General features: G+C 69.1%; 12 protein-coding genes and 1 riboswitch. Of the genes, 1 reads left to right on the top strand and 11 read right to left on the bottom strand.

The genetic code is table 11. The features are described from left to right. Nucleotides 1–126: 126 nt before the first annotated feature. On the bottom strand, nt 127–1,608 hold the full coding sequence (locus BM013_RS16200) for an N-acetylmuramoyl-L-alanine amidase (protein ID WP_093128638.1): 1,482 nt from the start codon (nt 1,606–1,608) through the stop codon (nt 127–129). Continuing rightward, nucleotides 1,605–2,111: a tRNA (adenosine(37)-N6)-threonylcarbamoyltransferase complex ATPase subunit type 1 TsaE gene (tsaE, locus tag BM013_RS16205; protein WP_093128639.1), complete on the bottom strand. Its 507-nt coding sequence runs from the start codon at nt 2,109–2,111 to the stop codon at nt 1,605–1,607. Before tsaE ends, BM013_RS16200 begins: the two co-directional genes overlap by 4 nt. Here tsaE and queG point away from each other — a divergent pair. Beyond that, complete coding sequence (gene queG / locus BM013_RS16210; RefSeq protein WP_177225483.1) at nt 2,097–3,170, top strand: tRNA epoxyqueuosine(34) reductase QueG; 1,074 nt, start codon at nt 2,097–2,099, stop codon at nt 3,168–3,170. The genes tsaE and queG overlap by 15 nt on opposite strands. Before the next feature lie 15 nt (nt 3,171–3,185). On the opposite strand, the gene arsC is transcribed toward queG, so the two are convergent. The 9 genes from arsC to BM013_RS16255 form a co-directional block, all read right to left on the bottom strand. Beyond that, the gene (gene arsC / locus BM013_RS16215; protein ID WP_093128640.1) at nt 3,186–3,566 is read right to left on the bottom strand and encodes an arsenate reductase (glutaredoxin); all 381 of its coding nucleotides are present in this window, start codon (nt 3,564–3,566) and stop codon (nt 3,186–3,188) included. Between the two features lie 30 nt (nt 3,567–3,596). Beyond that, nucleotides 3,597–4,298: a glutathione S-transferase family protein gene (locus BM013_RS16220; protein ID WP_093128641.1), complete on the bottom strand. Its 702-nt coding sequence runs from the start codon at nt 4,296–4,298 to the stop codon at nt 3,597–3,599. Nucleotides 4,299–4,330: 32 nt separating this feature from the next. After that, nucleotides 4,331–4,855 (bottom strand): 6,7-dimethyl-8-ribityllumazine synthase, encoded by a 525-nt coding sequence (locus tag BM013_RS16225; RefSeq protein ID WP_093128642.1) that lies wholly within the window; start codon nt 4,853–4,855, stop codon nt 4,331–4,333. A 103-nt stretch (nt 4,856–4,958) separates the two neighbouring features. After that, a riboswitch (FMN riboswitch) is annotated at nt 4,959–5,117 on the bottom strand. Between the two features lie 130 nt (nt 5,118–5,247). Beyond that, complete coding sequence (locus BM013_RS16230; protein WP_093128643.1) at nt 5,248–6,339, bottom strand: DNA glycosylase AlkZ-like family protein; 1,092 nt, start codon at nt 6,337–6,339, stop codon at nt 5,248–5,250. Between the two features lie 111 nt (nt 6,340–6,450). Then, complete coding sequence (locus BM013_RS16235; RefSeq protein WP_093128644.1) at nt 6,451–7,329, bottom strand: sugar phosphate isomerase/epimerase family protein; 879 nt, start codon at nt 7,327–7,329, stop codon at nt 6,451–6,453. 8 nt (nt 7,330–7,337) lie between these two features. Next, nucleotides 7,338–8,525 carry a dihydrodipicolinate synthase family protein gene (locus BM013_RS16240; protein ID WP_093128645.1) on the bottom strand — a complete coding sequence of 396 codons (1,188 nt, stop codon included), beginning with the start codon at nt 8,523–8,525 and terminating at the stop codon, nt 7,338–7,340. A gap of 10 nt (nt 8,526–8,535) precedes the next feature. Then, nucleotides 8,536–9,699, bottom strand: coding sequence for a Gfo/Idh/MocA family protein (locus tag BM013_RS16245; protein WP_093128646.1), 1,164 nt, complete (start codon nt 9,697–9,699; stop codon nt 8,536–8,538). Between the two features lie 50 nt (nt 9,700–9,749). Continuing rightward, nucleotides 9,750–11,180, bottom strand: a complete 1,431-nt coding sequence (locus BM013_RS16250; RefSeq protein WP_093128647.1) for an enolase C-terminal domain-like protein — start codon at nt 11,178–11,180, stop codon at nt 9,750–9,752. 11 nt (nt 11,181–11,191) lie between these two features. After that, nucleotides 11,192–11,971 carry an ABC transporter ATP-binding protein gene (locus BM013_RS16255; RefSeq protein WP_093128648.1) on the bottom strand — a complete coding sequence of 260 codons (780 nt, stop codon included), beginning with the start codon at nt 11,969–11,971 and terminating at the stop codon, nt 11,192–11,194. Nucleotides 11,972–12,011 lie beyond the last annotated feature (40 nt).

Raw genomic sequence — 12,011 nt, forward strand, 5'->3', positions numbered from 1 at the left:
CACGCCTTGTAGGAGCCTGCCGCGCCTGCCTGTGCGGTCTCACGGGCGGCCCTTCGTGGGACAGCAGGGCACGCTTCGGCTTTGCAAAGCGTGCCCCGACAACAGTGCCCGACAGTGCCAGTGCCGTCAGAGTTGCCGGCTGCGCGCCAGCGGCGGGTTCTGCGCGAAGTAGCGCTGGATGCCGCGCATCAGCGCATCGGCCAGGTTCTCCTGGTAATCGGCGCGGCGCAGGTTCGCTTCTTCTTCGGGGTTGCTGATGAAGGCCGTCTCCACCAGCACGCTGGGAATGTCGGGCGCCTTCAGCACCGCGAAGCCGGCCTGCTCGACCTGGCCCTTGTGCAGCCGGGCTCCGATGCCCTTGATCTCGCCGAGCATCGCGCCGCCGAGCTTCAGGCTGTCGTTGATCTGCGCGGTGGTGCTCATGTCGAGCAGCGCGCGCTGCACCTGCGCCTCGTGGCCGCCGACGTTCACGCCGCCCACCTTGTCGGCGTCGTTTTCCTTGTTGGCCATCCAGCGCGCCGCGCTGCTCGAGGCGCCGCTTTGGCTCAGCGCGAACACGCTGGCGCCGCGCGCGGCGGGCGTGGTGAAGGCGTCGGCATGGATGCTCACGAACAGGTCGGCCTGCACGCGGCGGGCCTTCTGCACGCGCACGCCCAGCGGCACGAAGAAGTCGGCGTCGCGCGTGAGGAAGGCGCGCATCGGGTTGCCGCTGACGCTGCCCGCGTTGATGCGGTCGCGCAGGCGAAACGCCACCTGCAGCACGATGTCTTTCTCGCGCGTGCCGCTCGGGCCGGTGGCGCCGGGGTCTTCGCCGCCGTGGCCGGGGTCGAGCGCCACGATGATGATGCGGTCGGTGCGGCTCGCGGTGGCGGTGCCGCCGCGTGCGGCGGGGGGCGGTGGCGGCACGGGCCTGACGGGCGCGGTGCCCACCACCGGCGGCGGGGGCGCGGGCACCACGAGCACGGGCGGCCGGTCGGGGCCGGATGTCACGGGCGGCGGTGGCGCGGGCGGGCCGGGGCGCATCGATTGCTGCGCCATCAGCTCGCCCAGCGGGTCGACCGCGGGGGCGGATGAGGGCGCGGGCGAAGGGGCGATGCCGGCCACGGCGGAGCCGCTGCTGCTGCCGGCGCGCGGCGCATCGCGCAGGCGCTCGGCAATCAGCGCCTCCATCGGGTCGATGGCCTGCTCCGGGTACAGGTCGAGCACCAGCCGGTGCTTGTATGCGGCCACCGGCGCGAGCGAGAACACCTGCGGCACCACGGCCTGCTTCAGGTCGAACACGATGCGCACCACCTTCGGTGCGTTCTGCCCGACGCGCAGGCCGTTGATGTACGGGTCGCCCGGCTTGATCTTGCCGACCAGCTCGCGCAGCTCGGGGTTGAGGTCGATGCCTTCGATGTCCACCGCCAGCCGCGGCGGGCTGCCCACCACGAGCTGCTGCGAGCTCAGGCGCGTGTCGGACTCGATGGTCACGCGCGTGTAGTCGGCGGCGGGCCACACGCGCACGGCGAGGATGCTGGCGCCGCGCGCGATCTGGTGCACGCCGAGCATCAGCGCGATGCTGCCGCCCTGCAGCAGCACGCGCCGTTTCAGGCCGCCCGCCTTCATGCGGTGATGCGCGCCAGCAGATCGCTGCCGCGAGGGGTGTTCGCGAGAAGGCTCACGCTGCGTGTGTCGTCGGTCATTGCTTCTATTTTAATAGCGAGGTCAGCCGGTGGTGTACGGCCCGCGGCGTTGTCCGGCCACTCGGCCAGCTTGAGCCCGGGGCCCGCGAAGATGTCGCGGAAACCGGCGTCGTCCCATTCGCGCGGATCGCTGAAGCGATAGAAGTCGAAATGGAAGATCTGCAGGCCGTCGGGTGCCTCGTGGGGTTCGACCACCGCGTAGGTGGGGCTCTTGATACGTCCGGCGATGCCGAGCGCGCGCAGCAGGTGGCGAACGAAAGTCGTCTTGCCCGCGCCAAGGTCGCCATGCAGCGCGATGAATGCGTCGCGCACCGCGGGCGAGGCCGCGAGCGCGCGCGCGAAGGCGTCGGTGTCGTCCTCGCTGCGCCAGCACAGCGTACGGGCGGTCTTTGTCGTTTCTACAATCGGCAAGTGATCGTCAGCCATCCACTCGTTGTGCGTATTCAGGCCTTGGCCCGGGAACTCGGATTCTCCCAAATCGGAATCGCGGGCGTCGATTTATCGAGCGCCGAGGACGGTCTGATGCAATGGCTGGCCCATGGGTTCCATGGCGAGATGCAATACATGGCAACACACGGCACCCGCCGCGCCCGTCCGGCCGAGCTGGTGCCGGGCACGGTGAGCGTGATCACCGCGCGCATGGACTACCTGCCGCGCGACACCTCGCCCGAGTGGCAGGCCGTGGAATTCGATCGCCTCGCGCGGCCCGGCGAGGCCATCGTGTCGGTCTATGCGCGGGGCCGCGACTATCACAAGGTGCTGCGCAACCGGCTCGCGAGGCTGGCCGAGCGCATCGCCGAAGAGGTCGGCCCGTTCGGCCACCGCGCCTTCACCGACTCGGCCCCCGTGCTCGAGGCCGAGCTGGCCTCGCGCAGCGGGCAGGGCTGGCGCGGCAAGCACACGCTGGTGCTCGACCGCAACGCGGGCTCGATGTTCTTCCTGGGCGAGATCTACGTCGACATGGCGCTGCCGCCCAGCGACCCCGTCAGCGCGCACTGCGGCAATTGCAGCGCCTGCATCGACATCTGCCCGACGCAGGCCATCGTGGCGCCGCGGCGGCTGGACGCGCGGCGCTGCATCTCGTACCTCACCATCGAGCACAGCGGGCCGATTCCCGACGAGCTGCGCCCGCTGATGGCCAACCGCATCTACGGCTGCGACGACTGCCAGCTGATCTGCCCCTGGAACAAGTTCGCGAAGAAGAGCACGCTGCCCGACTTCGACGCGCGCGAAGGCCTCACCGGGCGCACGCTGGCCGAGCTGTTCGCGTGGACCGAAGAAGATTTCCTGCGCCGCACCGAAGGCAGCCCCATTCGCCGCATCGGCCACGAGCGCTGGCTGCGCAACATCGCGGTGGCGCTGGGCAATGCGGCGCGGGCGGGCGAGGGCGGTGCGCACGAGGCGCTGACCACGCGCGCCGCGCATTCGAGCGAGCTCGTGCGCGAACACGTGGCGTGGGGCCTGGCGCAGCAGCCCGCAGGCTGAACCTCGGAGCCGGTGTCAGGCCGGCAGGATCTCGCGCACGCGTTCCCATGGCCGGCACATCAGCGTGCCGCGCGGCGACACCACGATCGGGCGCTGCAGCAGGATCGGGTGCGCGGCGATGGCGTCGAACAGCTGGTCGTCCGTCAATTTCTCGTCGGCCAGCTTCAGTTCCTCGTAGGGCGCTTCCTTGGCGCGCAGCAGGTCGCGCGCGCCCAGGCCCATGGCCTTGGCCAGTTCGCGCAGCTTCTTCTGCGACGGCGGCGTTTCCAGGTACAGCACGATCTCGGGCTCCACGCCACTTTCGCGGATCAGCGACAGCACGTTGCGCGACGTGCTGCAGTTGGGCTTGTGGTAGATCGTCATCGGGTAGGCGGTGGTGGGGGTGCGTGCGGTCATGGCGTGGATTATCGAAAAGAAGTGGCCACCTCAGCCGTTGCCCTGTTCCCACCCCGGCACGAACGGAAAGCGCGCCGCCCAGAACGCGGCGAGCCGCGGATCGGCATCGACGCGCTTCACCGCCCGGGCCATGCGCGGCGCCTCGCGGTCGAAGCGCGCGCGGGTCGGCGTCCAGCGCGACATCACGGTCACGTACAGGTCGAGCATGCTCAAGTGCTCGCCGAGCAGGTAGGGTGCCGGCTCGCCGATCTGCGTGTCCATCAGGTGCCAGCAGTGCGCGATGCGCTCGGCGCTGCGCTCGAGCATCGTCGCTTGCGCCGCGGCATCGGGCACGAGGCGCGAAGGCTCGTCGCGCACCCAGAAGAGCGAGTAGATCGCGGCTGGCAGATAGACCATCCAGCGCAGGTAGCGCGCACGCAGCGGGCTGTCGGGCGCGGGGCCGAGGCCGGCTTGCGGATAGCGGTCGCCGAGCCACAACAGGATGGCCGCGCTCTCGGTCATGAGCTCGCCCGAAGGCAGCAACAGCGCGGGCACCTGGCGCATCGGGTTCACGCCCGACACGCGTTCGCGCTCTGCCTCGCTTTCCCAGGTGGCGATGTCGACGGTCTCGACCTGCGCGCCGATCAGCGTCAGCGCGGCGTGGACCGGCGTGGCGCCCGAACCGGGCGCACCGTACAGAACGTAGCGGTCTTCAGCGGCAGACGCGGACTCGGATTCGGATGCGGCAGGCATCCGCCCAGATTACTGCAGCCGTGCGGCCCTTGTCACGCGGCCAGCAGCGCGTCGACCTGCCTCAGTCCTTCGAGCGTCTTCACGCACGCCTCGGCCACTTCGGTGCCCTTCACCGCGAAGTGGCGGTGGAAGTACTTGCGGTGCTCCACATGCTCGTGGAAGTGGTGCGGCGTGAGCACGGCCGAGAAGATCGGCACGTCGGTTTCCAGCTGCAGCGACATCAGCGTGTTGACCACCGTGTTCGCGACGAACTCGTGGCGGTAGATGCCACCGTCGACCACCAGCGCGCAGCCGACGATGGCCGCGTACTTGCCCGAGTTGGCGAGACGCTTGGCGTGCAGCGGAATCTCGAAGGCGCCGGGCACGTCGAAGATGTCGATGAGCTCGCGCGCCACGCCCTGGCGCGCCATCTCCTCGAGAAAGGCGTCGCGGGCCTGGTGGACGATGTCGGAATGCCATTGCGCCTCGACGAATGCGATGCGCGTGCCGCGCGGCGAACCGGACGCGGAGCCCGAGCCGGGAATGGCGGAAAGGGGAAGGTCGTTGATCTGACTCATGGTGTGCCTCTAGAAAGCAGGTTTCCTGAATCAGGGCGCACGAAACCACAGGCCCGCTCGCGCGCTTGCCGACAAAGGCAAAGCGCGCGGGCCAGCCCGCATTTCGCGCTCTCTTTCATCCGGACTGTGACCGTCGGCTTCGGAATCGCACCGAAATCTGCTGACCCCGGAACCCATGGCGGGCTCCAGGCGCTCGCGGGCTTGTGCAGCTTTCGCCGCCATCACCGCCGGTGGGGAGTTTCACCCCGCCCTGAGAACGCTTGCCGTCCGACGATGCGGACAACCGCGCGATTCTAGAAGCCCGCCGGCGCACAGGGTTGTCGCCCGCGCGCCAGACCTTCGGCGGCGCGGGGATTTTCTTCAGAAGCGGTACGTGGCGGCCGCGGCCGTGCTCAGCGCCCGGCCAGGAATTGCGTCATCAGGTGCAGCTCGTCGTCGAGCGCCGCGCGAAAGGCCGCGTCGCGCGGCTTCTTGCCCGCGTAGCCGAAGCTCGGCTGCAGCCCGCCCGCCGGCGCGGTCACGTTGGCCCAGCCGATCACGCGGTCGTGCGCGAGCATCGGCAGCGCGTAGTAGCCGAACTGCCGCTTCGGCGCGGGCGTGTAGGCCTCGAACTTGTACGTCCAGCCCCAGAGCAGCTCGAAGCGGCGGCGGTCCCACACGACCGGGTCGAAAGGCGCCAGCAGGCGCACCGCGTCGTCGGGCGCATGGCGGCGCGAGGCCGGGTTCTCGTCGGCGGGCCAATACCAGGTGGTGCCGTCGATGCGGCAGCTCGCAAGCTCTTCGCGCGCGAGGCGCAACGCCGCCTGCGTCTGCGGCGACAGGTGCGGCGCGCCATAGCCCAGCAGCCGCACCAGGTACGTGAGGCTCGCGGCCGGCAGCGGCGCGTACTTGCGCACCACCAGGGCGATCAGGGCCGCGGCGCGCTGGGCGCGGCCGGCAGGGCTGTCGTCGGCGGGCGCGTGCGTCACCGCCTCGTACACGCGCGTGCCGCTGTCGCGCCGCACCACGCGCAGCATGCCGCGGTAGTGCATGCCGTCGAGCAGGTGCGTGCTCGCGTTGATGGAGCCGCCCCAGTAGTTCTGGATGCGGCCGTGCGCAAAGTGCAGTTCCACCTGGCGCGGATGCACCGGGCCGTGCGCCTGCACATAGGCCAGCACCTCGGCGGCCTTGCGGCGCGTGTCGGCGTCCCATGCCTGCCTGGCTTCGCGCGGGTGCATCAGCGCGAGATGCTCGCGCGGCAGAAAGCCGTAGTTGACCAGGCAGTCTTCTTCCACCGCGAGGCGCGTGTAGCGGTTTTCGAGATCGCCCGCGCGGTAGTCCTTCACGCGGTGGCGCAAGGTCAGGTCTTGTGCGCGAGCGGGGGCGCGGATCGGGTCGGCCTGCACGAAGCCGAGCTGGCGGATCGCGGCGGGCAGCGTGGTCGGCTTGAAGAGGGTGCGCGCCACGGCGTAGCGGCGCAGGTCGTCGAGGGTCGGGTCAGCCATGGGGCGGATTGCAGCACAGCTGATTGTTCTTTGCTTTGGCGCTTGGCGGTGCTCGGCATTGTTCAGGGCATGCCCCCGAACGAACGTGCCCCAACAAGAACAGCAAGCCGCCTACACGGTTTTCTTGTGCCGCTCGATACAAACGCCGAGCGTTTCAGCCCCCGGCCGCTGCCACCAATCGAGGTTCGAAAAAATCTCGACTTCGCTGAACCCCGCGAAGCCTGCGTCTTCCACCCAGCCGCGGATCTTCTTCAGCTCGACCACGCCGTCACCCATCATCCCGCGGTCGCTCAACAGGTCGCGCGTGGGCGTGAGCCAGTCGCACACGTGGTACGCCAACAGCCGCTCACGACCGGCGCGCGCGATCTGCTGTTGCAGCTTCGGGTCCCACCACACGTGGTAGATGTCGAGCGCCACGCCGAGCATGCCGCTCTTGCCCGCGTCGAGTTCGTCGCAGATGTCGAGCGCGTGTTCGAGCGTGTTGATGCACGCGCGGTCGGCCGCCTGCATCGGGTGCAGGGGCTCGATGGCCAGCGGCATGCCGACTTCGCGGGCGTATTCGAGCGAGGCGGCGATGCCGTCGCGCACCTCTGAGCGCGCACGGCCGATGTCGGTGTACGCGGCCTTGCCTTCGAGCGCACCGGGCAGTGCGCCGACCACCAGCACGAGGCAGGGCGCATCGAGCGTCTTCGCCTCGTCGATGGCGCGGCGGTTGTCGTCCAGCGCGGCCTTCAGGCCCGCGGCGTCCGGCGCGGGGAAGAAGCCGCCGCGGCAGTAGCCCGAGAGGCCCATGCCGTGCGCCTTCAGCTGCTTCGCGACCTTGTCGAGGCCGACGGCCGCCACCTGGTCGCGCCATGGGCTGATCGCGCGGATGCCGCGCTCGGCGCACTGGTCGATGATGCGGTCGAGCGGCAACTCGGTGCCCGACTGCTTGCGCACCGTGGCGGTGTTGATCGACAGCCAGTCGTGGTTCTGCGAGAAATCGCGCATGGCCTGCCTCAGCCTTCGACGCCGTGCAAAGCCAGCAGCGTCTTCATGCGCTGCACCGCCAGCTCGGGCTGCTCCAGCAGGTTGGCCGCGTCGGCCAGCCGGAACAGTTCGGCGAAGTGGGGCAGCGAGCGTGTGCTCTGCTGGCCGCCGACCATGGTGAAGTGCTTCTGGTGGCCGTTGAGCCAGGCCATGAACACCACGCCGGTCTTGTAGAAGCGCGTGGGCGCCGCGAAGATGTGGCGCGACAGCGGCACCGTGGGGCCGAGGATCGCGTGGAACTTCTCGGTGTTGCCCTGGGCCAGTGCGCCCAATGCAACGCTGGCCGCGGGAGCGATGGCGTCGAAGATGCCCAGCAGCGCATCGCTCTTGCCGTGCGTCGGCTCGTCGCCGAAGCCGTCGCCCGCAATCAGTTCTGCGTAGTTGAAATCGTCGCCCGTGTACATCCGTACGCTCTTGGGCAGGCGTCGGCGCATCGCGATTTCCTTGTCCTTGTCGAGCAGCGAGATCTTGATGCCGTCGACCTTGTCGGGATGCGCCGCGATGATGCCCAGCGCGGTGTCCATGGCCGCGTCGACATCCTTCGTGCCCCAGTAGCCCGCCAGCGCCGGGTCGAACATGTCGCCCAGCCAGTGCAGCACCACCGGCTGCTTCGCCTGGCTCAGGATGCGGTCGTACACGCGTTCGTAGTCGGCCGGGCTCTTCGCCACGCGGGCCAGCGCGCGGCTGGCCATGACGATCAGCTTGCCGCCGAGTGCCTCGATGGCGGCCATCTGCTCCTCGTAGCCGCGAATCACGTCGTCGACGCTCTTCACGTCGTCGATGTTCAGGTGGTCGGTGCCGCAGCCCGAAGCGACCAGCGCGCCGGGCACGTCTTTCGCCGCGTCGAGCGAACGGCGGATCAGCTCGAGCGAGGTGGGCCAGTCCAGCCCCATGCCGCGCTGCGCGGTGTCCATGGCCTCGGCCACGCCCAGGCCCAGCGAGAACAGGTGGCGGCGGTAGGCGATGGTGGTGTCCCAGTCGACCGCGCACTGCAGCCACGGGTCGATGGCCGCGAGCGGGTCGGCCACGACGTGGGCGGCCGAGTAGACGATGCGGTTGAAGGTCACGCCCGCATCGGGCTTGGCGGGCGTGGTGCCGCGCAGCGTGTACGGCGCGAGCGTGCCGGCGGCGGTGGGGAGGGTCAGCGAAAGAGCCATGGCGTGTGCCTCAGACCTTCAGCGCGGGCACGTCGACCCAGCGGCGGTCCTGCCACGACTCGAGCGCGGCCTCGACCAGCTGCACGCCCTTGGCGCCTTCGGGCAGCGTCCAGCGGTAGGGGGCGTTCTCGACCACGTGGCGAATGAAGTGCTCCCACTGGATCTTGAAGCCGTTGTCGTAGACCTGCGAGTCCGGAATTTCCTGCCACTGGTCGAGGAAGTTCATGGTCTGCTTCTCGTCGGGGTTCCACACCGGGCGCGGCGTGGCCACGCGCGACTGGGCGCGGCAGCTCGACAGGCCCGCCACGGCCGAGCCGTCGGTGCCGTCGACGTGGAAGGTCACGAGGTCGTCGCGGCGCACGCGCGTGGCCCAGCTCATGTTGATCTGCGCGATGACCGGCTCGCCGTTGTGGCCCGTGAGTTCGCAGGTGGAGTAGGCAGCGTCGTCGGCCGTCGCCTCATAGGGCTTGCCTTCTTCATCCCAGCGCTTGGGAATGTGCGTGGCGCCGATGCACGACACCGACTTCACCTCGCCGAACAGGTTGTCCAGCACGTAGCGCCAGTGGCACATCATGTCCAGGATCATGCCGCCGCCGTCTTCCTTGCGGTAGTTCCAGCTCGGGCGCTGGATGGGCTGCAGGTCGCCCTCGAACACCCAGTAGCCGAACTCCAGGCGCACGCTGAGCATGCGGCCGAAGAAGCCGGCGCGGCGCAGCATGTCGAGCTTGCGCAGGCCGGGCAGGAAGAGCTTGTCCTGCACGGCGCCGTGCTTCAGGCCCGAGCCTTCGGCCAGGCGCGCGATTTCCACGGCTTCGTTCAGGTTGGTGGCAATCGGCTTCTCGCAGTACACGTGCTTGCCGGCGCGGATGGCCTTGGCCAGCAGGGTGGGGCGCATCTGCGTGGTGCCGGCGTCGAAGAAGATGGTGTCGTCCTTGTTCTCCAGCGCGTTGTCGAGGTCGGTGCCCCAGCGCGCGATGTTGTGCGCCTTGGCCAGCGCCTCCATCTTCTCGGCGTTGCGGCCGATGAGGATCGGGTCGGGCATGACCTTGTCGCCGTTCGACAGCGTCACGCCGCCTTGCGCGCGAATGGCGCAGATGGAGCGGATCAGGTGCTGGTTCATGCCCATGCGGCCGGTGACGCCGTGCATGATGATTCCGAGACGTTGGGTGGCCATCGTTTTCTTCCTTGAGATGCGAGAGAGATAAGGCGGGGAGAAGCTGTGCTTCAGTAGACGGAACGCATGGCGTCCCACGAGATGCCGGCGCCCGGCTTGCCGGTGGCGAAGCCAGGTGCATCGGCGAGCGAGGACAGGTCGAGCTGCCCTTCGCGGATGGCGAGGCGCACGGCGCCGTCGCTCGGTTCGTACAGGCCCGGGTGGGCCTTCAGCAGGGCCTGCTGCTCGGCCTCTGGCGCCGCGGCCATGCCGTTGACGTAATGGTGGCCGTTGCGCTCCACGTGCGACAGCCCGAGCCAGGCGACCAGCGCCAGGTCTTGCTGCACGCCGATGCCGGCCTGCATGGTGAGGTCTTCGCCGGAGAGGAAGTAGCGCGGCGCTTCGCTGCCTGCGTTCCACTGCGCGCAACGCGCGGCATTGATCACCGACTTGTAGAAGCCCTTGCAGCTCTTGCTCGACACGCCTGTGTAGCCCAGTGCGCGGGCCTGCACGAAGGCGTCGAGCGTGGCGTCGGACTCGTCGATGAGCAGCGGAATGCGCTTGCCCAGCGCGGACACGTCGCGCTGCAGCGCCGCATCGCGGCGGATGGGCTGCTCGACGAACACCGTCTTCTGCGCGAGCTTCCAGAGCACGGGCGTGGACAGCATGCGGTCGAGGAAGGTGGCGAAGTCATCGGCGTCGGCGTACTGCTCGTTGCCGTCGAGCGTCACGAGTTGGGCATGGCCGTCGATGACGCGGGCAATGCGCTGCAGCCGGTCGATGTCCTGCGCGGTGTTGCCGCACAGCTTGAGCTTGAAATGCGTGAGGCCGTAGCGGCGCACGGCGGCGGCGAGCGTGGTGGGCAGTCCGTCCATGGGCGCGTCCGGCAGCGCATCGCCGTCGTCGATGGCATCGGCCAGCCCCACCGTGTGGCGCGCGGCAATGCGCGTGCGCGGCGACTGCTTCGCCAGGAAGGCGGGCATGTCGAAGCCGGCGAGGTCGTCGGCCAGGCCGCTGCCCGCGATGTCGATGCCGCTCAGGTTGCTGCTCATCGCCGCCGCAAAGCCCACGCCCTTGTGCAGGCACAGCGCGTCGAGCAGGGCGCGGTCGATCAGCGCGGGGCCGTAGCTGGCCACCAGCGGTTGCAGCCCCTTGGCCTTGGCGCGCGACTGCAGCGCGGCGTAGTTGGAGGCGAAGTGCGTCCACGCGGTCTGCGCGTCGGGCTCGGCGGTGTAGGCCTCGCGCGCATCGCGCAGGGCGAAGCGCAGTTGCTCGAAGTTCTGTTCGTTGGTGAGCTCGGGGTTCTTGTCGAACCACTTGGGAATCATCATCTCGGCGGCGCAGCCCTCGGCCGTGCGGCCGTCGGCCAGGCGGATGCGCGCCTTCACAAAGACCTGCGGGCAGGCCGTGACGGTAGCGGCGCCGAAGCGAAACGGCAGCCGCAGCGCCACGTTGCGCTCGGCAAAGCGGATCTCCTCGACGTGAAAGCGGGTCGCGTCCATGGCCGGTGCCCTCAGTGGTCCAGGATGCCTTGGGAGAAGAAATGCGCGCGCACCAGCTTCGTGTACGCGCCGAACTCCGGCGAGGCCATCATGTCGAGCGTGCGGGCGCGCGGCAGGTCGATGTCGTACACCGCCGCGATGGAGCCGGGCCGCTCGCTCATCACGATCACGCGGTCCGACAGGAAGATGGCTTCCGGAATGCTGTGGGTGATGAGCATCACCGTCTTCTTCGACGCCATCCAGATGCGCTGCAGCTCCAGGTTCATCTTCTCGCGCGTCATGGCGTCGAGCGCGCCGAAGGGCTCGTCCATCAGCAGCACCGACGGGTCGTGCAGCAGCGCGCGGCAGATCGACGCGCGTTGCTGCATGCCGCCCGACAGCTGCCAGGGGTACTTGCCCTCGAAGCCCTTCAGGCCGGCCATGGCCATCAGCTCGCGCGCGCGGTTGCGCGACGCTTCCTTGGGCAGGTGGCGCATTTCGGCCTGCAGCAGGATGTTGTCTTCCACGCTGCGCCAGGGCAGCAGCACCGCGCTCTGGAACACGATGCCCACGTCCTTCTGCGGACCGACGATCGGCTTGCTCGCCAGCGTGAGGCTGCCGCCGCTGATGGGCAGCAGCCCCGCCACCATCTTCAGCAGCGTGCTCTTGCCGCAGCCCGAAGGGCCGACGACGGAGACGAACTCGCCTTGCGCGATGGCGAAGTCGAGCGGCTTGAGCGACTCGACCGGGCCGTCCTTGCTGGGGTAGATCTTCGAGACGCCGCGCGCTTCGATCAGGTTGACTTGGGACATGGAATGCGTGAGAGGTGACAGGCAGGGAGCGCGCGGGTTC

The organism is Variovorax sp. OK605, assembly GCF_900115445.1.
In the GTDB taxonomy this organism is placed as follows: Bacteria; Pseudomonadota; Gammaproteobacteria; order Burkholderiales; family Burkholderiaceae_C; genus Variovorax.